The organism is Prevotella melaninogenica (assembly GCF_013267595.1).
GTDB lineage: Bacteria > Bacteroidota > Bacteroidia > Bacteroidales > Bacteroidaceae > Prevotella > Prevotella melaninogenica_D.
In genome coordinates this window covers 1234698-1256475 of record NZ_CP054011.1, presented here as the reverse complement: position 1 = coordinate 1256475, position 21778 = coordinate 1234698, and the positions used below count along the sequence as shown (strand labels likewise).

The window sequence follows — 21778 nt, the reverse complement described above, 5'->3', positions numbered from 1 at the left end:
TGTTTTATAGTTACTGGCGAAAAGCAGGGAATATGTTGAGGAATAAATATTAAATACTTTTAATAAGGTGTGAGAAAAACTGGAAAAAGCCAGTCTGTTTGATTTTAAATTGCTAAATTTGCATGCAATAAATTTCTAAAATACAATTATGTCATCATTTGTTGCAGACAAAATCACGATGGACGGCTTAACCTACGATGACGTCCTTTTAATTCCAGCTTATTCAGAAGTACTGCCTAAAGAGGTAGTCTTGAAAACCAAGTTTTCACGTAACATTGATCTTAATGTGCCTTTCGTTACAGCAGCTATGGACACCGTTACAGAGAGTTCTATGGCGATTGCGATTGCGCGTGAAGGTGGTATCGGTGTGATTCATAAGAATATGAGCATCGAAGACCAGGCACGCCAGGTGGCTATTGTGAAGCGAGCTGAGAATGGTATGATTTACGATCCTGTTACTATCCTTAAGGGTCGTACAGTGAAGGATGCACTTGAGATGATGGCAGACTACCATATCGGTGGTATTCCTGTAGTAGATGAAGAGAATCATCTCGTGGGTATTGTTACCAATCGTGACCTCCGTTTTGAGCGTCATTTGGATAAACTCATTGATGATGTGATGACCAAGGAGAACCTTGTAACAACTCATCAGCAAACTGATCTTACTGCAGCTGCGCATATTTTGCAAGAGAATAAGATTGAGAAATTACCAGTAGTCGACCGTGAGAATCGTCTCGTTGGTTTGATTACTTATAAAGATATTACCAAAGCCAAGGACAAGCCAATGGCATGTAAGGACGAGAAGGGTCGTCTTCGTGTTGCGGCTGGTGTTGGTGTGACTGCTGATACAATGGAGCGTGCACAGGCACTTGTTACTGCTGGTGTTGATGCTATCGTTATTGATACTGCTCACGGACACTCTGCTGGTGTGATTGGTAAGCTGCATGATGTGAAGAGTGCCTTCCCTAACCTTGACGTCGTTGTGGGTAACATTGCAACTGGTGAGGCTGCTAAGTTCTTGGTTGACAATGGTGCTGATGCTGTTAAGGTAGGTATCGGACCTGGTTCTATCTGTACAACACGTGTTGTTGCAGGTGTTGGCGTTCCACAGTTGAGTGCTATATATGATGTTTGCAAGGCATTGGAAGGTACAGGTGTGCCATTGATTGCTGATGGTGGCTTGCGTTACTCAGGCGATGTTGTTAAGGCATTGGCAGCTGGTGGCAGCAGTGTGATGGTAGGTTCATTGGTTGCTGGTACAGAAGAGTCTCCTGGTGATACAATTATCTTCAATGGACGTAAGTTCAAGAGCTATCGTGGTATGGGCTCATTGGAGGCAATGGAACAGAAGAATGGTTCACGTGACCGTTACTTCCAGAATGATGTAGGCGATGTTAAGAAGCTCGTTCCAGAGGGTATCGCTGGTCGTGTTCCTTACAAGGGAACTGTTCAGGAAGTTATCTATCAGCTTGTCGGTGGTCTTCGCTCAGGTATGGGATATTGTGGTGCAGCTTCTATCGAAGACTTGCATAATGCTAAGTTTACTCGTATCACCAATGCTGGTGTATTGGAGAGTCATCCACATGATATTTCAATTACCAGTGAGGCACCAAACTATTCGCGTCCAGAATAATATAAAAGACGATAAATCATTCGCCCTCTTTCCTGTTTTTCAGGGGAGAGGGTCCCTGCGTTAAAAGAATAACAATGAAATTCAAAGTAATTCTGTCAGCCCTCTTGCTTTCAACGACAATGGCATATGGGCAGACTGACCCAACAATAATGACTATTAACGGACAGCCAGTGAGCCGTTCGGAATTTGAGTATTCGTATAATAAGAATAACGCTGAAGGTGTGATTGATAAGAAGAGTGTGGATGAGTATGTTGATCTCTTTATCAATTACAAATTGAAGGTACAGGCTGCACTCGATGCGCATCTTGATACGCTCAGCTCTTTCAAAAAGGAGTTCCTTAGTTATCGCAACCAGCAGGTGCGCCCAACTTTCATCACAGATGCTGACGTTGAGGCGGAAGGACATAAACTTTATCGTGAAGCTCAGCAGCAGGTCGAGGCTAATGGTGGTATGTGGAACTGCGCACATATCCTCATCGGTTTATATCAGAATGCTGATAAGGAAGCTGCAGAAGCAGCAAAGCAGTTGGCAGACTCTCTCTATAACGCTCTTCGTGGTGGAGCAGATTTTGCTGAACTTGCTAAGAAATATTCTACAGATGTTAACTCTGCCATGAATGGTGGGCAGTTGTTACATCTTCAGAAAGGACAGACAGTACCTGAGTTTGAGAAGGCTCTGTTTGCTTTGAAGCCAGGTGAGATAAGTGCTCCTGTACTTTCTCCTTTTGGTTATCATATCATTAAGATGGGTGGTCGTGAGAGTTTCCCAACTTATGAAACTCTTCGTCCAGAGATCATGCAGTATATCGAGATGCAAGGTTTGCGTGAGCAGATTATTGATCAGAAACTCGATTCTATTGTAGAGAGTGAGGGCAAGACGGTCACACAGGATCAACTGCTTGATAGAAAACTCGCTTCTTTGGAGGAGAAAGATGCAAGCATGAAGAATCTTATCCGTGAGTATCATGATGGTTTACTGATGATTGAAATGAGTAACCGTGAGGTTTGGGATAAGGCTGCTAAGGATGAAAAGGCACTTGAAGCTTATTTCCGTAAGCATAAAAAACAATATAAGTGGACTGAACCACGTTTTAAGGGTATTGCCTATCACGTGAAAACAAAGGAAGATGTTGAGGCTGTGAAAGCATGTGTGAGGGATGTTCCTTTCAATCAGTGGGCAGAGAAACTGCGTGATAAGTTCAATGCTGACAATACTATCCGTATTCGTGTGGAGAAGGGTATCTTCCGAAAGGGTGATAATGCGCTGGTAGACCGTGATGTTTTCGGTGCGAAGACGACTGTAAAACCAGTTAATGGATATCCTATTGATGCCGTGTTCGGTAAGAAGATAAAGGCTCCTGAAGGTATGGAAGATGTGCGCGATCTTGTTGTTTCCAACTATCAGGAGGACCTTGAGAAGGCATGGGTAGAAGCATTGCGCAAAAAGTATAAAGTAGTTGTTGATAAGAAGGTTCTTTCAACAGTCAATAAGCATTAAGATAATACAGCATTTCAATGAAAATAAATAAAGGAAAGACAATAGTCCTGCTTGCAGGAACAGTTCTTACAGCAATGGGTTTGCATGCTGGCGCATTCCGTGCAAGCGGTCCTGTTGCTCTGTCAGACTCTGTAAAGACTGAGACAGCTGCCGTAGATAAGCCAAATAGCGTTGTTGATGAAGTTATTTGGGTAGTCGGTGATGAACCTATCTTGAAGTCTGAAGTTGAAATAATGAGACTGCAAAGCGAGGCTGAAGGTACGAAATGGAATGGCGACCCTGAATGTATTCTACCTGAACAGATAGCTGTTCAAAAGCTTTTCCTCCATCAGGCAGCCCTCGACAGTGTTGAGGTGAGCGAGTCAGAGATTGCACGTGGTATAGATGATCAGATTAATTACTGGATTTCTCTTCCACAGATTGGCTCAAAGGAGAAGCTCGAGGCGTTCCAGAATAAGAGTATGACTCAGATTCGCCAAGACCTGCATGACGATTATAAGAACCGTTTGCTTGTACAGAAGGTACAGCAGAATCTGGTTAATGACGTGGCTGTTTCGCCTGCTGAGGTACGCGAATACTTTAAGAAGTTGCCAGTGGATAGTATTCCAATGATTCCAACAACGGTTGAAGTAGAGATACTTACGCAGACTCCAAAGATTGAGACAGAGGAGATAAATCGTATTAAGAACCAACTGCGTGACTATACTGACCGTGTGACGAAGGGCGAGACTTCTTTTGCTACATTGGCACGTCTCTACTCAGAAGACCCAGGCTCTGCTCGTCAAGGTGGCGAGTTAGGTTATATGGGACGTGGTGTACTCGACCCTGCATTTGCTGCTGCAGCCTTTAATCTTACTGACCCAAAGAAGATTTCAAAGGTTGTTGAGAGTGAGTTTGGCTACCACATTATCCAACTTATTGACCGTCGTGGTGATAAGGTTAATGTCCGTCATATCCTCTTGAAGCCAAATGTTTCAATAGCTTCTATCGATGCAGCTAAGGAGCGTTTGGATTCTATTGGTAAGGATATCAAGAGTGGTAAGTTTACATTCGAGGATGCAACGGCTTATCTTTCAGATGATAAAGATACGAAGAACAATCATGGATTGATGGTTAACTCTGTAGAGAACAGTCGTACTTCACGCTTTAAGATGAAGGAACTGCCAACAGAGGTGGCTCGTGTCGTTGATACGATGAAGGTTGGCGAGGTCTCTATGCCATTCCAAATGGTTAATGCTCGTGGTAAGGTTGTTTGTGCTATCGTAAAGTTGAAGGCACGTGTACCAGAACATCGAGCTACGATAACAGAAGACTTCCAGACGATGCGCGATATTGTTACAGCTAAACGCAGAAAGGAAGTACTGCATGATTGGGTTGTAAAGAAGGTAAAGGAAACCTATGTGAGGATTAATCCTCGTTATAGAAGTTGTAATTTCCAATACGAAGGTTGGCTTAAATGACAATAAACAACAAGTATAAAAACATATTTTGCGGGCATAGAATCTTGATTACTATGATTCTATGCCTGTTTGGGCTATGGCAATCCCAGTCGCTCCGAGCACAGAATGCAACGGAGAAGAAAGGAGATAAGTTCTATATTGACCATGCCGACAATCTGCGTCATAACCAGTTGGAAATGCCTGATGTGATGATTGCTAAAGGCGATGTTCGTTTCCGATATAAGGGTATGACACTTAAGTGTGATAGTGCTTATTTCAATGAAAAGTCTAATTGGTTCAAAGCTTTCAGCCGTGTACATATCACTCGCCCTGGCGGAGTGAACCTTGACTGCCAACGCTTACATTATGATGGCTTTGGACAAATGGTTCATGCACGCGGTAAGGTGGTAGTAAGAGAACCTGGTCGATCTCTCCGTTGTGATAGCTTGGACTATAACACAGCCTCTAAGGTAGCTAATTACTTTGGTGGACGTGGTACATTGGTTTATAATGGTAACACAGTTGTTGCCGATCAGGGTGATTACAATACGGAAACGCATGATGCCAACTTCTTTGGTAACGTTGTGATGTTTACGCCTAAGTATCGTATTACAACACCAGAGGCACATGGTAACACGGAAACTGGTCTTGTTCATGTTGTTGGTAAGTCGGTTATCAAGACTGCCAAGGGCGAAGTTGTGCATACCAATGATGGTACTTATAATAGCAAGACCGACCAGATGGAGCTTAATGGACGTTCTACTATCACTTCCCCAAAGCAGGATGTTGAAGGCGATAATATTGTCTATAACAGTTCAACAGGAGAAGCAGAAGGTCATGGTAATGTGAAGATTGTGGATAAAGCAAACAATCGCACTATCATCGGTCAGGATGTGTTCTATAACGAGAAGACTGGTCATAGTAACGCACGTGGTAATGTTAAGATAGATGACCGTAAGGCACAGCGTGTTATTACAGGTGATGAAGTGACTTACAATGCCAAGACTGGTTATAGTGCAGGACGTGGCAATGTGAAGATTGTAGACAAGTTAAAGCAGCGCACCATAACTGGTCGTGACCTTACCTACAATAGTAATACACATGAGGGAACTGGTGAAGGCAACGTTTACTACATTGACTATAAGGGTAAGCACGCTTTCTATGGCGATTATCTTCATTATACTGATTCCGCAGCGATAGCCTTTGGTGGTAATCCGGGCCCGGTAGCAAAGGATTTCTCACAAGGTGATACGCTCTTTGTTCATGCTGATACTATTAGTATGAAGGGATTTCATATGAATACTCCACAGATGTATCGTGAGATATATGGTGTGAATAATGTTCGTGCCTATCGTACAGACGTGCAGGCGGTATGTGGTTTTATGGTAGCTAACACCAAGGATTCTTGTCTAACGATGTATGATTATCCAATCGTATGGAGTGGTACACGTCAGTTGGTGGGCGATTCTATTAAGGCATATATGAACGACTCAACCATCCGTCAGGCGTTTGTGTATGGCAATGCTTTCTCTATTGAAAAGCTTCCTGAACCCAAATACTACAACCAGATATCCTCTAATGACATGCGTGCTGATTTTGTCAATGGTGCTGTTCGTCGTGTTGATGCGTGGGGAAATGTTGAAGTAGTCTTCTATCATACCGATAAGGATAGTACGCTCATTGGGCATAATTATACAGAAACAGATACGCTTCGGATGTTTATCTCACCTGTTCGAAAGCTACAGAAGATATGGATGTCAAAGTCGAATGGCGTTATCAGTCCGATGACACAGATACCACCCGACAAGTTGACACTGCCTCGCTTTGAACTTTTCGAAGAGGTAAGACCTAAGGATAAGAATGATATATTCCGCCTTGCACCACGTAAGACGAGTGCAACCGTACGTAATTCACGAGTATCATTACCACCACGTCAACAAATAGAGTGACGTTGATAGGTGTCATATACAGCCTCGTCAGGTTTTTAGTAAGATAACATCCTACAATAACAATGCTATTCTTCCACTCATCACGCCCCCGTCGTTTCCATCATGAATATATGTATGTGGACGAACGCAAGGAACTGCTCAATGATATAGAGCAGCGTGCTCGGCGTGAATTGAATGGTGAAGAGGTGCCTGAGGGTAAGTATCGGGAGGAACTACAGCGCAAAATCAGTGGTTCGCTGAAGCCTGAAGTGTTGCGCCATAGAGGTAATCGTTTTACGGCAATGTGGGTGTCGTTGATTCTTTCAGCAGGTGTCATAGCTCTTCTTACCTTATTTTTATTTATTGCTTTATAGAATCCTTCATGAGTGATATCATACAACTTTTACCAGACAGTGTAGCCAACCAGATTGCAGCCGGTGAGGTTATTCAACGTCCTGCCTCTGTTATTAAGGAGTTGGTGGAGAATGCCATTGATGCTGGGGCAACGCATATTGATGTGTTGGTGGTAGATGCTGGTCGCACTTCTATTCAGGTAATCGATGATGGAAAGGGTATGTCAGAGACGGATGCACGCCTTTCCTTCGAACGTCATGCCACTTCTAAGATTCGTAAGGCTGACGATCTCTTCTCTCTTCGTACGATGGGTTTCCGTGGAGAGGCGTTGGCTTCTATTGCTGCGGTGGCTCAGATAGAGTTAAAGACTCGTATGGAGAGCGAGGATTTGGGTACACATTTGTCTATTGCTGGCAGTCGCTTTATGGGTCAGGAGCCTTGCTCTTGTCCTGTGGGAAGTAATTTCTTGGTAGAGAATCTCTTCTTCAACGTACCTGCTCGACGTAAGTTTTTAAAGTCGAATACTACCGAACTCAATAATATCATTACTGCCTTTGAGCGCATCGTATTGGTTTATCCACAGATATCTTTCACGCTGCACAGCAATGGTACAGAACTTTTTAGTCTGCGTGCTTGTAGCTATCGTCAGCGAATTGTGGAGGTTTTTGGTAAGCGTCTCAATCAGGATCTTCTGCCGATAGATGTTGATACGAGCCTTTGTCATATCCATGGCTTTGTTGGTAAGCCAGAGTCTGCACGTAAGAAAGCACCTCATCAGTATTTCTTCGTCAACGACCGCTATATGAAACATCCATATTTTCATAAGGCTGTCATTACGGCTTTTGACCGATTGATACCTCAGGGAGAACAGGTACCCTACTTCCTTTACTTTGATGTACCAGCAGAGAATATCGATGTGAATATTCATCCGACAAAGACTGAGATAAAGTTTGAGAACGAACAGGCTATTTGGCAGATTTTGCTTGCTGCTGTAAAGGAGGCTGTAGGACGCTTTAATGATATTCCTGCTATTGACTTTGATACGGAGGGGAAACCTGATATTCCTGTGTTCAATCCCAATGTCGGAATGTCCGCACCAAAGGTAGACTTCAATCCTGCTTATAACCCTTTCAAGCAGACATCTCAACCTGCTAAGCCTTCAGTTCCAGATGGATGGGAAGAACTCTATGCTGACTTGGGTACTGGTGGTGAAATTCGTCAGTCAAAACTTGTTGAACAGCGTGAGGATGAGATGATAAGCAGTAGCTTGAGTTCTGTAAACGATACCGTTGAAGAAGGGACTATCATCCCTTCAGCAGCAACACAGTCCGCAGCAGAGTCGTTGATAGAAGACAAGGCACCCTCTCATTATCAGTATAAGGGCTGTTATATCATGACAGCTGTGAAGTCTGGACTTATGATTATTGACCAACATCGTGCACATATTCGTATTCTTTATGAGGAGTATTTGCGCCAGTTGTCTGAACATAAAGTACATTCCCAGAAAGTACTCTTCCCCGAGATGGTTCAGTTCTCCGTCTCCGACCAAGTGGTTCTCGACCAGATTCTACCAGAAATGGCAGAGATGGGCTTCCAACTCGATAGCCTTGGTGGGGGTAGTTATGCTGTTAATGGAGTTCCTGCAGGTATAGAAGGACTGAATGTCGTTGCGCTTATCAATGACATGGTAGCTTCGGCAATGGAGAGCGGAACGAGTGCGAAGGAAGAAATCGACCAAGCTTTGGCATTGAGTCTTGCACGTAATGCAGCCATACCGCAAGGTCAGGTGCTGAGTAGTATGGAAATGGATAATATTGTCAACGAACTCTTTGCTTGTAGTAATGTCAATTACACCCCTTCTGGCGAACCAGTAATTGCGATTATGAAGCAGCAGGATATTGAGCATCTTTTCGATAGTTGATAGTCTTTTTATGACTGTTTGTCTTATAAGCCCTATTAGCCCAATCGGACTAATAGGGCTTGTTGTTTGTGTTAATAGGTAAACTGTTTATTCATTAGCATTTTACTCTCTTCATAATGATGAGTCTAATGCCCCATTCTTCCTATCTTTAGCCTACGTGTTGATGCCCCGCACATGTCGTGCTGTTGGTTAACACCAATGGTGCTGATGGTAGGAATCTTTCTAAATATCGCTAAAATGGAGTCAGTTTGTTGTTAGTTTTATTAACTCAATACGATATTCTTTCTTTTTAAAAAACGACTGAGTAAGAAGAATCTACTACCTTATCTTTATAATACAGCAGTAACTTACATTAATGTTCAACGTTAAATAAATAGTATTTTTTTAGAAAAAATCGACCCTGATAGATTTTAATTATTATCTTTGCAGTATGACTCCAAACTGAAAAATAACAGGTTTAAAGGTGAAGTGACGGAGAGTTTTGTCAAGATACGACCAGAAAACATGATGGCGGCTCTGGAGTTATTGGATAAGATTGATAGTATCAAGTGTCGTGCAGAGGTTACGGTTGACACGATGACTGGTAAGATTAACAGGGTGGTGAACTTTGAAGAAATCAAGAAACGATGGGAGGAATACCGTGCGGAGATGTTCTATACTATCAATTCTACAATGGAACAAGGTTCTGATGAAGGTAAGCAGGTAGAGAAGTTTACTGACCTTATCGACAAGCAGTTCATTGATGAACCGACTTTCAGAAAAGAACTCTCAAGTAAGTTGTTTTATGATGTTTTCTTTGATAAGTATCTTTTAGGGAGAAAGCTGGAAGATGAGAAGTTCGAGCAAACCTTCTATTCTTTCCTCTTTGACCAAACTCCGATTAAAACTTCTCTTACGCAAGAGTTAAGCACTGATGAAGAGTCGGGGCTGAAAAAGATATCACGTTATATCTCAGCCGACGACCAGCGTACAAAGTTTGTCAATGAGTATGGTATCATGAAGACCTATAAGGAACGCTACCAGCCGATTATCAAGTATAGCTTTACGCAATATAATTATGAGTTCTATCATGACGTCCTCCTTGCAGATGACGGACTACCTCAAGAAATCAAAGTGAATATCATTGAGGAGGTAAAGAATAATATTGAGATATTGGTAACTTATCGTATTCACAGACTGAAATAACTATGGCACAATCATATATACCTGCTGGCACAGATGTTATCTGTACGGAGATGTTGTCTACATTGCCCAGCCAAATCATTACGGAGAGAGAAGCTAAAGTCTTGTATGGTAAGGAAAGTAAAGCATTACTCAATACTTGCGACAAGAATTTAAGCTGTCAGTTTCAGTGCCGTATTAAGCAATCTTTCTTTTCTGGACTTGGAGGACTGCTTGCTGGTCTTGCACTAGGAGCATTGGCTGTTGGTTTGGTAATAGCTACAGCAGGTGCTGCTGCGCCTCTTGTTGCTGCAGCAGCAACTGCAGCAGCAACTACAGCTTATTATACATCAGGTGTTCTGATAGCAGGAGGAGTTGCTTCATTTATTATATCTAAAAATTTAGCGAACGAGTGCAACAAATCATTCAGTAAGGAATGGGAAATGGTGCATGAGAGAGTTAAGATAGAAAAGTATAAAGCTCTTTTGGAACGTTCGATACTGCCTTGTAATAAAGGTGGTGTCGTTTCATTGGTCATGGATCATGCAAAGGCTGTAGAGTTAGCTAAGATGATTAGTGATGCTAATAATAGTATTTTGACTATTAATACTTGTTCTAAATTTACTCAAGGATTTATAGGAGCAGCAGCAAATGCTTTCAAAGCAGAAGGTCTTTCAGATGTCTGTGGTCTTATTATTAGTTCAAGCCTTGCTATTTATGACCATGTTAAACATGGTTATAAGGATGATAATACCAAAAATCAACAAAAATATGCTTATGAGACACTCTCTAATCGGCAAGCAGAATTATTGGCAGATGGTGAACTGTGGACAAGTGAAAATACTCGTGATACAGGTCTATCAATTTACCAAACGACATTCGAAGGTGTTATGCCTGTGATAGATAGTAATCGTGAAACTCTCAAGACCATGTGTCTTTGGTTTAGGGACGAAATGACAAAAGGTAATGGGCTTACTCGTGCTTTTTGGAGATATTTTGCCGGACAAAAAGCAAAAGATATTAGTAAAGAAATAGGTGGAGAATTATTTACAATAAATAATGTGCAAAAGTTGGGTTTTGGAATAGTATCTTCTGTTATCAGTAATGGTATAGAATGGAGTTCAAATAAAGATGAAAATGATTTATATAGAAGTATGATGCAAGAAATAAATTCTCTCCGTGGCGAAAAGGGTATAAATACATCTAATATTTTAGCACAATTATTATGAAGAATATCATAAAAAACATACCAATGGCTTTTTTAGGACAGATAGTAGGTTCTTGCATTGTAATACCTATCATTGTTTTTCTTATTAATAATTTGTATTATGCCCATAAGTACAATAATGAAGCTGAGAAATATTATGTAGCTTATATTAAGCGTTCATATAATGTACAAGTGACAACGCCTCCTAAAAACTCTAAGAATTATATTAAGAATGTAGATAAAGATTATAAAACATTAGAAGTCTTTCGAGTAAAGATGAATGGTAATGATTTTTCTAATCCTGAGGCATGGTATAATCCTTTTTATTCTACGGAGTACAAAAAGTATTTTAGTATAATGTACTTTGTTGATATAAACCAGATGCGTTGGCCTTATGGTATGAAGGTTATCCTGACAGTTAACAGGGATGATATGAATAATCCTGAGTATGGCACAAAGGATAATCCTGTACCAGTGTTGAAGGATATTGGTGTGGATGAGTCTATCCGAGATTATGAAAAGGACTATGATAAGGCGTATATGGATAGCTTCTATCGTGAGAATGTCATACGTTATTTGAAATATAAGATGTCAAAGGAGGAGTTTGAAAGACGATTCAAGAAAGGAAAGTAGAACGTGATGACAAAGGTTAAGTTTATAGGTTTTATCCCTTGGGTAACTATCGGGAGTCTTATTGGTTCACTATTTATTGTACCGATGATGCCCAAGATAGTTGATGCATTGTATTATAAGAACAAATATAATAATGATGCTTCACAAGCTTATCAAAGATACATTGATAGCAGCTATAATATCAAAATAGTAATGCCTAACGCAGATTCTAAGCTTTATTTACATAATGTTGATAGAGAAAAGTATCCTCTTTGTGAAGTATTTGATACAACTTATGACTCTCGTAATTTTTTCAATAACCCAAGTGCTGATTACACTTCTTTCTATTGTAAGGAGTGTAAAAAATATATGAATATTATAGCATTCAAGGATGTTAATGGGAGTTATGGAGAGAAAGAACTTTACCTTACAGTCAATCGTGACGATATGAATAATCCCGAGTATGGAACAAAGGAAAATCCTGTACCCGTGCTGAAAGCAGTAGGTGTGAGTGAACCGATATGGTTTAGTGGCAAGGATACTGATTCTGTCTTTATGGATAAATTCTATCGGAACAATGTCATTAACTACTTGAAATATAAGATGCCAAAGGAGGAGTTTGAAAGACGATTTAAGAAAGGGAAGTAGAACGTGATGACAAAGGTCAAGTTTATAGGTTTTATCCCTTGGGTAACTATCGGAGGTATTATCGGTTCACTATTTATTGTACCGATGATGCCCAAGATAGTTGATGCGCTGTATTATAAGGACAAATATAATAATGATGCCTCACAAGTCTACCAAAAATACATTGATAGTTGTTTTACGATTAAAGTAGTAATGCCGTCATATAAATCTGATAAAGTTTTACATAATTGTGATAAAGAAAGATTTCCTTTGGGCGAGAGATTTAAGGTAACCTACGATTCAAAAAAGTATTTTAGTAATCCGAGTGCTGACTATTGTATCTTTTTCTGCTCAGAATATAATAAATGTATGAACATTATTTCTTTTCAAAATGTAGATGGGAATTATTGGGGAAAGGAGGTTGTATTAACTATCAACCGTGACGATATGAATAATCCCGAGTATGGTACAAAAGATAATCCTGTGCCTGTACTGAAAGCAGTCGGTGTGAGTGAACCGATATGGTTTAGCGGCAAGGATACTGATTCTGTCTTTATGGATAATTTCTATCGGAACAATGTCATTAACTACTTAAAGTATAAGATGCCAAAGGAGGAATTTGAAAGACGGTTTAAGACTAAAAATAGATAGTGATGTCTAAAATGAAATTTATAAGTTTTATTCCTTGGGTGTTTATTGGTAGTCTTATTGGTTCAGTATTTATAGTACCTATGATATCAAAACTCGTAGATAAGCTCTATTATAAAAATAAGTACAATAATGATGCTATTTATTGTTTTCAACAGTATATAGACTCAAGTTATACTCTCAAGGTAGCAATGCCTTCTGGTAATTCTAAGTATTTTCTATATAATGTAGACAAGGAGAGATACCCTCTTTTTGAAAGGTTTGATACTACTTATAATTCACAAAATTATTTTAATAATCCTTGTGCCGAATATACTTTTTTCTATTGTCGTGAATACAAAAAATATATGAATATAATTACGTTTAAAGATGTCAATGGAAATTACGGGAACAAAGAACTTTACCTTACAGTTAATCGTGATGATATGAATAATCCCGAGTATGGTACAAAAGAGAATCCTGTACCTGTACTGAAAGCAGTCGGTGTGAGCGAACCGATATGGTTTAGTGGAAAGGATACAGATTCTATCTTTATGGATAAGTTCTATCGGAACAATGTCATTAACTACTTAAAGTATAAGATGCCAAAGGAAGAGTTTGAAAGGCGGTTTAAGACTAAAAAATAGATAGTGATGTCTAAAATGAAATTTATAAGTTTTATCCCTTGGGTAACGATCGGCAGTATTATAGGCTCATTTTTTATAATTCCTATGATGCCTAAGATAGTTGACGCATTATATTATAAGGATAAGTATAATAACGATGCATCACATGTTTATCAGAAATACATTGATAGCAGCTATAATATTAAAATAATAATGCCTACATACGATTCTAAGGATTTTTTAAATAATGTTGATAATAAGAAATTCCCTTTAAGTGAAAGGTTTAAAGTCACCTATGATTCGAATAAATATTTTAGTTACCCAAAGGCCGTTTATTGTATCTTTTATTGTTTGGAGTATAGAAAGTGTATGAACATTATTTCTTTTCAAAATGTAGATGGGAATTATTGGGGAAAGGAGGTTGTATTAACTGTCAACCGTGACGATATGAATAATCCCGAATATGGTACAAAAGATAACCCAGTACCAGTACTGAAAGCAGTCGGTGTGAGTGAACCGATATGGTTTAGTGGAAAGGATACTGATTCTGTCTTTATGGATAATTTCTATCGGAACAATGTCATTAACTACTTGAAATATAAAATGCCAAAGGAGGAGTTTGAAAGACGATTCAAGAAAGGAAAGTAGAACGTGATGACAAAGGTCAAATTTATAAGTTTTATCCCTTGGGTAACGATCGGAAGTGTTATTGGTTCATTTTTTGTTGTACCAATGATGCCTAAGGTTATTGATGCATTATGCTATAAGAATAAATATAACAACGAAGCTGTAATATTTTATAAACAGTATATGGATAAATATTATAGAATAAAGGTAATAATGCCACCGGAAGATTCACAGTTGTATCTAAATAACACTGATGATGAAAAGTATCCTTTAAGTGAAGTTTTTGATACAACTTATGACTCTCGTAATTTTTTCAATAACCCAAGTACTGATTACACTTCTTTCTATTGTAAGGAGTATAAAAAGTATATGAATATTATTGCATTTAAGGATGTTAATGGAAGCTATGGAGAGAAAGAACTTTACCTTACAGTCAACCGTGACGATATGAATAACCCCGAGTATGGTACAAAAGATAATCCTGTGCCTGTACTGAAAGCAGTAGGTGTGAGTGAACCGATATGGTTTAGTGGCAAGGATACTGACTCTGTCTTTATGGATAAATTCTATCGGAACAATGTCATTAACTACTTGAAATATAAGATGCCAAAGGAGGAGTTTGAAAGACGTTTCAAGAATAAAGAGTAAGGTTATTCTGCAATGAGTAAGATTCGTTTCAGCAAGTAGGGGAGAATGAAAATCCAAGCACACCAGTTATGAGAAATATCTTCAAGTATATTCCAATGGTTACCTTAGGACAAATCTTAGGTACCGTTGTCGGTTTCCCTTTGCTGTGTTTCCTTATCAATATATTTTATTATTCAAATAAGTATAATGATGATGCAGAACAGTATTACAAAGAGTATATGAATAATTCTTATGACATAGAGGTTACTATGCCAGAAGATAACTCTAAATATTATTTGGAGAATCAAGACGAAGATGTAGAGACAATGGAAACCTTTACGACAAAAATCGATGGTAATTATTTTGCAAATCCAAGTGGATCGTATAATCCCTTTTATTCTGTAGAATATAAGAAGTTTTTAAGTATAATGTATTTTGTTAATATAAGTCAGATGCATTGGCCTTATGGACGGAAGGTTATCCTGACAGTCAACAGGGATGATATGAATAGTCCAGCGTATGGCACAAAGGAGAATCCTGTGCCAGTGTTGAAGGATGTTGGTGTGGACGAGTCTATCCGAGATTATGATAAGGATTATGATAAGGCGTATATGGATAGCTTCTATCGTGAGAATGTCATACGTTATTTGAAATATAAGATGCCCAAAAGTGAGTTTAAAAGACGATTTAAGAATAAAGAGTAAGGTTATTCTGCAATGAGTAGGATTTGTATCAGCAAGTAGGGGAGAATGAAAATCCAAGTACATCAGTTATGAGAAATATCTTCAAATATATTCCAATGGTTATCTTAGGACAAATCTTAGGTACCGTTGTCGGTTTCCCTTTGCTGTGTTTCCTTATCAATATATTTTATTATTCAAATAAGTATAATGATGATGCAGAACAGTACTACAAAAAGTATATGAATAATTCTTATGATATAGAGGTTGCTATGCCTGAAGAGAAATCTCAGTGTTATCTTAAGAATCAAGATGAAGACGCTCTAACATCGGAGACCTTCAGAACAAAAATGGATAATAATTATTTTTCTAATCCAGGAGGTACCTATATCCCATTTTATTCTGTAGAATATAAGAAATATTTTAGTATTATGTGTTTCCTGAGTTCAAGGGATATGTGGTGGCCTTATGGAATGAAAGTTATCCTGACGGTGAACAGGGATGATATGAACAATCCAGCGTATGGAACAAAGGAAAACCCTGTGCCAGTATTGAAGGATATTGGCGTAGATGAATCTATCCGAGACAACGACCAAGATTATGATAAGGCATATATGGATAGTTTCTATCGTGAGAATGTCATACGTTATTTGAAATACAAGATGCCAAAGGAGGAGTTTAAAAGACGATTCAAGAATAAAGAGTAAGGTCATTTTGCAATGAGTAGGAATCGTATCAGCAAGTAGGGGAGAATGAAAATCCAAGCACATTAGTTATGAGAAATATCTTCAAATATATTCCAATGGTTACCTTAGGACAAATCTTAGGTACCGTAGTTGGTTTCCCCTTACTGTGTTTCCTTATCAATATATTTTATTATTCAAATAAGTATAACGATGATGCAGAACAGTACTACAAAAAGTATATGAATAATTCTTATGATATAGAGGTTGCTATGCCTGAAGAGAAATCTCAGTGTTATCTTAAGAATCAAGATGAAGACGCTCTAACATCGGAGACTTTCAGAACAAGAATAGATAATAATTATTTTTCTAATCCCGATGGTGTTTATATGCCTTTTTATTCTGGGAAATATAAGAAATATTTTAGTATTATGTGTTTTCTTGGGCTTCAAGATATGTGGTGGCCTTATGGCATGAAGGTTATCCTAACAGTCAACAGGGATGATATGAACAATCCAGCGTATGGAACAAAGGAGAACCCTGTGCCAGTCTTGAAGGATGTTGGTGTGGACGAGTCCATCCGAGATTATGATAAGGATTATGATAAGGCGTATATGGATAGCTTCTATCGTGAGAATGTCATACGTTATTTGAAATACAAGATGCCAAAAAGTGAGTTTAAGAAACGGTTTAAGAATAAAGAGTAAGGTTATTCTGTAATGAGTAAGAATCGGTTTAGCAAGTAGGGGGAGAGTGAAAATCCAAGTACATCAGTTATGAGAAATATCTTCAAATATATTCCAATGGTCACCTTAGGACAAATTTTAGGTACTGTTGTCGGTTTCCCTTTACTGATTTTCCTTATAAATCAGTTTTATTATTCCAACAAGTATAATGATGATGCAGAACAGTATTGCGAAGATTATATGAATAATTCTTATAACATAGAGATTTCAATGCCTGAAGAAAAATCCCAGTATTATTTGGAGAATCAAGATGACGAATTTCGCATGTCAGAGACTTTCATTACAAAAATGGACAAAAATTACTTTTCTAACCCTCGAGCAGTTTATATTCCATTCTATTCTGTAGAGTATAAGAAGTATTTCAATATTATGTATTTCTTGGGCTCTAAGGATTTGTGGTGGCCTTATGGTATGAAGGTTTTCTTGACAGTAAACAAGGATGATATGAACAATCCAGCGTATGGAACAAAGGAGAACCCTGTGCCAGTATTGAAGGATATTGGCGTAGACGAGTCTATCCGAGACAACGACCAAGATTATGATAAGGCATATATGGATAGCTTCTATCGTGAGAATGTCATACGTTATTTGAAATATAAGATGCCAAAAAGTGAGTTTAAAAGACGATTTAAGAATAAAGAGTAAGGTTATTCTGCAATGAGTAAGAATCGGTTTTGCAAGTAGAGGAGAGTGAAACCCTAAGTATATCAGTTATGAGAAATATTTTTAAATATATTCCAATGGTAACATTAGGTCAGATATTAGGTACCGTAGTTGGTTTCCCCTTACTGTGTTTCCTTATCAATATATTTTATTATTCAAATAAGTATAACGATGATGCAGAACAGTACTACAAAAAGTATATGAATAATTCTTATGATATAGAGGTTGCTATGCCTGAAGAGAAATCTCAGTGTTATCTTAAGAATCAAGATGAAGATGCTCTAACATCGGAGACTTTCAGAACAAGAATAGATAATAATTATTTTTCTAATCCTGATGGTGTTTATATGCCTTTTTATTCTGGGAAATATAAGAAATATTTTAGTATTATGTGTTTTCTTGGGCTTCAAGATATGTGGTGGCCTTATGGCATGAAGGTTATCCTAACAGTCAACAGGGATGATACGAACAATCCTGAGTATGGAACAAAGGAGAACCCTGTGCCAGTATTGAAGGATGTTGGTGTGGACGAGTCCATCCGAGATTATGATAAGGATTATGATAAGGCGTATATGGACAGCTTCTATCGTGAGAATGTCGTACGTTATTTGAAATATAAGATGTCCAAAAGTGAGTTTAAAAGACGATTTAAGAATAAAGAGTAAGGTCATTTTGCAATGAGTAGGATTCGTATCAGCAAGTAGGGAAGAATGAAAATCCAAGCACATTAGTTATGAGAAATATCTTCAAATATATTCCAATGGTTACCTTAGGACAAATCTTAGGTACCGTTGTTGCTTTCCCTTTGCTGTGTTTCCTTATCAATATATTTTATTATTCAAATAAGTATAACGATGATGCAGAACAATATTGCAAAGAGTATATGAATAATTCTTATGACATAGAGGTTACTATGCCAGAAGATAACTCTAAATATTATTTGGAGAATCAAGATGAGGATGTCAAGACGGTGGAAACCTTTACAAAAAAAATCGATGGTAATTATTTCGCAAATCCAAGAGGATGGTATATTCCATTCTATTCTGTAGAATATAAGAAGTTTTTAAGTATAACAATAGTCCGTTAAATATTATGCTGCATCAGCAGCGAAACTAAATATATCATTTATCCTTTCTTTATTTAATGGCGTGTTCGGGTTCTTCTCGAACACGTCAATAATTCGTTGTGCATAGTAGGCATTGACCATCTGCGCTTTAAGTCGACCGATGGACGTGCCAAGTTCCTTGCACATGATTTTGGTCACATTGAGTGCTGTGAATGAAGAGTTGAAAGCAAATTCAAGTTTTCTCTTGTCGCGTGCCTGACAATCGGTAAGACCGAGGAATTGCTTTGCGTCGCGAAAGCAAAACTCCTCTTGGAAACGTGTGGTATAGTACTCCATCACATCGCGTCCACTCATGCTCTCATCCGTAGAGAAGTACAAACGGCGGACACCGTTGGGCAACTCGTGGATGACAATCGACACGACCCTATGCAAGGACTTGCACCACGCCTTGAGCGCATAGGCTTTGCCTTTGGTCTCTCCTAAATCAAGCTCATTGCCTTTGGATATGTCGATGTTCCTTACGTCAATCTTGTCACCTTTGATACGAGGACGGCCGGGCTTTCCCGTGGGTTCCCCATCCCATGTGTAGAACAAGGCTGCGTCATGACGCAAGCGGCTCACAACATGGAAGCCCATCTTCATTACCTTGTCGATGAAAGGTCTTTTGGAGAAGGCTGAGTCAGCGACAAGAACCTTGCAAATACGCTGTAAGGTTACCTTGTCGTCCTCCAACACCTTGGTATACCAGTCGTATAGACTCATCTCTTTTTTCTCCTCCCCTTTTTCCAATGTGGTCTGCACAGCCTTGAGCATCATACACTCATGCAAGTCCACGTCTATCACACCGATGCCGAGGATCTCAAGACCGTGCTTTACCGCACCTGCACAGCCCGACCAAAACGTACCCACGTATGGGGTATGCTTCCCAGCCTTCTTGATGAAGCTTGGATCAATAACGATGGCATTGAGCCCTTTACCCTGCTTGAAGGCGAAAGCACTCAGCCACATATTTATTTCGAGCCAGTTCACGCTGCGCTCTGCCGTCTGCCGATAGCATTGTTCGCCACGCTTTCCATAGCGTCCCATCTGCGTAAAATTACATTTCCTTGGGATGACCATCAAAAGAAAAAGCATTTCCATGACGTTTGTTTGAATACTTTTGTTTAACTTTGCTCCATCTTCAGCACTAAATGCTGCTTTGCAGAGCTTCATATATCGGCTAATCAAGTTGGTTATCAGCATAAACTTTATTGTCTTTTTACATCTATAAAGTTACTGAAATTCAATGAGATAGCCGATTTTATTATGTTATACTTTGTTATATTCTATTGCCTAATTATCTCTTTCTCAGAGACTTATCATGTTTTCTTTCTGCCACAATTCCTGTTGGCTTTTGGGTAAAAGCTTCGCAAACTGCGAAAATTTAACGGACTATTGTATAATGTATTTTGTTGATATAAGTCAGATGTACTGCCTTTATGGACGGAAGGTTACCCTAACTGTCAACATGGATGATATGAATAATCCTGAGTATGGCACAAAGGAGAATCCTGTACCAGTATTGAAGGATGTTGGTGTGGACGAGTCCATCCGAGATTATGATAAGGATTATGATAAGGCGTATATGGACAGCTTCTATCGTGAGAATGTCGTACGTTATTTGAAATATAAGATGTCCAAAAGTGAGTTTAAAAGACGATTTAAGAATAAAGAGTAAGGTCATTCTGCAATGAGTAGGATTCGTATCAGCAAGTAGGGGAGAATGAAAATCCAAGCACATCAGTTATGAGAAATATTTTTAAATATATTCCAATGGTTACCTTAGGACAAATCTTAGGTACCGCTGTTGCTTTCCCTTTGCTGATTTTCCTTATCAATATATTTTATTTTTCAAATAAGTATAACGATGTTACAGAACAAAATGCTGATGCGTATATAAAGAGATCTGTGATTAAAGAAATTACTATGCCCGCTTACGATTCTGGAAAGTATATTGGGAAGCATTTGGTTGGGCATCTCTCGTATGCGTTAAATGCTCAAAGTGATGGATTGAGTAATACTTTAATAGCAAATACAATCACTTTCTTTTGTGATAAGTATCAAAAGTATTTTATAGTGATTTGCTTTAAAGATTATAGTATTGATGATTGGGAAAACGAGAGAGTTTTTATATGTGTTAATAAGGATGAGATGCTAAATCTACAATATGGAACGAAAGATAACCCTATACCTATTTTGCAAATAAAAGGAATAGATAAATCTATTCGAGTAAATAATTTAGATTTCGATAAAAGTTATATGGATAAGTTTTATGTCTATAATGTCATTCAATATCTTAAATACAGAATGCCCAAAGATGAGTTTGAAAGGCGATTTAGTGGCAATGAATAATATATGGATTTGCTGTTTTGTTGGTAGAAATCTGTTTACTCGTTATTTATGAAAAGAAGCTTTAAACATATTCCAATGGTATTGGCAGGGCAAATTATAGGAGGAGTGTTGGTTGTCCCTTTGATATACTTCCTTATCAATAAATTGTATTTTCCATATAAATATAATGATAATGTCGAAGTTTATGCTGAAGAATATATAAAAAAATCAAGGCGTATCAAGGTTTATATGAATGACTATGATTCTAAGATGTATTTGTCTAATCTTGAGCCAGAAACAAAAACATTAGAGACCTTTATGGTGAAGATGGATGGTAATTATTTTGCTAATCCTGAAGCACGTTACATCCCTTTCTATAGTCCTGAGTATAAGAAATATTTCAGTATTATGTATTTTGATTTTCCTAAAGTCTATGGTTATGACAATAAAGAAGTATACTTGACAGTAAATGAGGATGAAATGAGCAACCCAGCGTATGGTATTAAGGACAATCCTGTTCCTGTTCTAAAGATGGTGGGAGCTCATGAATCCATTAGAGACAATGACAGAGATTATGATCAAGCATATATGGACAGTTTCTATCATAACAATGTCATACGTTACTTGAAATATAAGATGCCAAAGGAGGAGTTTAAAAGACGCTTCAAGAATAAAGAGTAAG

The 21778-nt window shown here is 38.4% G+C and carries 23 protein-coding genes and 1 pseudogene; 23 read left to right on the top strand and 1 reads right to left on the bottom strand.

Annotated elements, in window-relative coordinates; all coding sequences use genetic code 11:
* The first annotated feature begins 148 nt into the window (after window positions 1–148).
* The 20 genes from guaB to FIU21_RS10380 all read left to right on the top strand — a co-directional run bounded on the left by guaB (window position 149) and on the right by FIU21_RS10380 (window position 18747).
* Window positions 149–1633 (top strand): IMP dehydrogenase, encoded by a 1485-nt coding sequence (gene guaB / locus FIU21_RS10475; protein WP_004361537.1) that lies wholly within the window; start codon window positions 149–151, stop codon window positions 1631–1633.
* A 74-nt stretch (window positions 1634–1707) separates the two neighbouring features.
* Window positions 1708–3132: a peptidylprolyl isomerase gene (locus FIU21_RS10470; RefSeq protein ID WP_036886934.1), complete on the top strand. Its 1425-nt coding sequence runs from the start codon at window positions 1708–1710 to the stop codon at window positions 3130–3132.
* A gap of 17 nt (window positions 3133–3149) precedes the next feature.
* On the top strand, window positions 3150–4592 hold the full coding sequence (locus tag FIU21_RS10465; RefSeq protein ID WP_036886932.1) for a peptidylprolyl isomerase: 1443 nt from the start codon (window positions 3150–3152) through the stop codon (window positions 4590–4592).
* A 53-nt stretch (window positions 4593–4645) separates the two neighbouring features.
* Window positions 4646–6520: an OstA-like protein gene (locus FIU21_RS10460; protein WP_004361534.1), complete on the top strand. Its 1875-nt coding sequence runs from the start codon at window positions 4646–4648 to the stop codon at window positions 6518–6520.
* Window positions 6521–6582: 62 nt separating this feature from the next.
* A complete protein-coding gene (locus tag FIU21_RS10455; RefSeq protein WP_004361533.1) occupies window positions 6583–6873 on the top strand; it encodes a hypothetical protein in 291 nt (96 codons plus the stop codon).
* Between the two features lie 8 nt (window positions 6874–6881).
* Window positions 6882–8774 (top strand): DNA mismatch repair endonuclease MutL, encoded by a 1893-nt coding sequence (mutL, locus tag FIU21_RS10450; RefSeq protein ID WP_004361532.1) that lies wholly within the window; start codon window positions 6882–6884, stop codon window positions 8772–8774.
* Between the two features lie 468 nt (window positions 8775–9242).
* Entirely contained in the window at window positions 9243–9959 is a 717-nt protein-coding gene (locus FIU21_RS10445) for a hypothetical protein (protein ID WP_172891388.1), read from the top strand.
* Window positions 9960–9961: 2 nt separating this feature from the next.
* Window positions 9962–11164 (top strand): DUF4280 domain-containing protein, encoded by a 1203-nt coding sequence (locus tag FIU21_RS10440; protein WP_172891387.1) that lies wholly within the window; start codon window positions 9962–9964, stop codon window positions 11162–11164.
* Window positions 11161–11775 (top strand): DUF8188 family protein, encoded by a 615-nt coding sequence (locus tag FIU21_RS10435; RefSeq protein ID WP_004361530.1) that lies wholly within the window; start codon window positions 11161–11163, stop codon window positions 11773–11775. Before FIU21_RS10440 ends, FIU21_RS10435 begins: the two co-directional genes overlap by 4 nt.
* Window positions 11776–11778: 3 nt before the next feature.
* Window positions 11779–12402: a DUF8188 family protein gene (locus tag FIU21_RS10430; RefSeq protein ID WP_004361529.1), complete on the top strand. Its 624-nt coding sequence runs from the start codon at window positions 11779–11781 to the stop codon at window positions 12400–12402.
* A 3-nt stretch (window positions 12403–12405) separates the two neighbouring features.
* Window positions 12406–13032, top strand: coding sequence for a DUF8188 family protein (locus FIU21_RS10425; protein WP_004361528.1), 627 nt, complete (start codon window positions 12406–12408; stop codon window positions 13030–13032).
* A complete protein-coding gene (locus FIU21_RS10420) occupies window positions 13032–13655 on the top strand; it encodes a DUF8188 family protein (protein ID WP_004361527.1) in 624 nt (207 codons plus the stop codon). Before FIU21_RS10425 ends, FIU21_RS10420 begins: the two co-directional genes overlap by 1 nt.
* 3 nt (window positions 13656–13658) lie before the next feature.
* Window positions 13659–14282: a DUF8188 family protein gene (locus tag FIU21_RS10415; RefSeq protein ID WP_036886929.1), complete on the top strand. Its 624-nt coding sequence runs from the start codon at window positions 13659–13661 to the stop codon at window positions 14280–14282.
* Between the two features lie 3 nt (window positions 14283–14285).
* Window positions 14286–14909, top strand: coding sequence for a DUF8188 family protein (locus tag FIU21_RS10410; protein WP_004361525.1), 624 nt, complete (start codon window positions 14286–14288; stop codon window positions 14907–14909).
* Window positions 14910–14977: 68 nt separating this feature from the next.
* Window positions 14978–15592, top strand: a complete 615-nt coding sequence (locus tag FIU21_RS10405) for a DUF8188 family protein (RefSeq protein ID WP_172891386.1) — start codon at window positions 14978–14980, stop codon at window positions 15590–15592.
* A gap of 68 nt (window positions 15593–15660) precedes the next feature.
* Window positions 15661–16275, top strand: coding sequence for a DUF8188 family protein (locus tag FIU21_RS10400; protein WP_172891385.1), 615 nt, complete (start codon window positions 15661–15663; stop codon window positions 16273–16275).
* A gap of 68 nt (window positions 16276–16343) precedes the next feature.
* Window positions 16344–16958 carry a DUF8188 family protein gene (locus tag FIU21_RS10395; protein WP_172891384.1) on the top strand — a complete coding sequence of 205 codons (615 nt, stop codon included), beginning with the start codon at window positions 16344–16346 and terminating at the stop codon, window positions 16956–16958.
* Window positions 16959–17027: 69 nt separating this feature from the next.
* Window positions 17028–17642, top strand: coding sequence for a DUF8188 family protein (locus FIU21_RS10390; RefSeq protein ID WP_004361701.1), 615 nt, complete (start codon window positions 17028–17030; stop codon window positions 17640–17642).
* A 68-nt stretch (window positions 17643–17710) separates the two neighbouring features.
* Window positions 17711–18325 (top strand): DUF8188 family protein, encoded by a 615-nt coding sequence (locus tag FIU21_RS10385; protein ID WP_172891383.1) that lies wholly within the window; start codon window positions 17711–17713, stop codon window positions 18323–18325.
* Window positions 18326–18393: 68 nt separating this feature from the next.
* Window positions 18394–18747 (top strand): DUF8188 family protein, encoded by a 354-nt coding sequence (locus tag FIU21_RS10380; RefSeq protein ID WP_254361445.1) that lies wholly within the window; start codon window positions 18394–18396, stop codon window positions 18745–18747.
* Window positions 18748–18750: 3 nt separating this feature from the next.
* Here the strand turns inward: FIU21_RS10380 and FIU21_RS10375 are convergent, their stop codons facing one another.
* The gene (locus tag FIU21_RS10375; RefSeq protein ID WP_254361422.1) at window positions 18751–19938 is read right to left on the bottom strand and encodes a transposase; all 1188 of its coding nucleotides are present in this window, start codon (window positions 19936–19938) and stop codon (window positions 18751–18753) included.
* Between the two features lie 265 nt (window positions 19939–20203).
* Here FIU21_RS10375 and FIU21_RS10370 point away from each other — a divergent pair.
* The 3 genes and pseudogenes from FIU21_RS10370 to FIU21_RS10360 all read left to right on the top strand — a co-directional run.
* A pseudogene (locus FIU21_RS10370) lies at window positions 20204–20443 on the top strand (DUF8188 family protein); the annotation flags it as partial.
* Window positions 20444–20511: 68 nt separating this feature from the next.
* Entirely contained in the window at window positions 20512–21117 is a 606-nt protein-coding gene (locus FIU21_RS10365) for a DUF8188 family protein (RefSeq protein ID WP_004360686.1), read from the top strand.
* 48 nt (window positions 21118–21165) lie between these two features.
* The gene (locus tag FIU21_RS10360; protein WP_004360687.1) at window positions 21166–21777 is read left to right on the top strand and encodes a DUF8188 family protein; all 612 of its coding nucleotides are present in this window, start codon (window positions 21166–21168) and stop codon (window positions 21775–21777) included.
* Window position 21778: the final 1 nt, after the last annotated feature.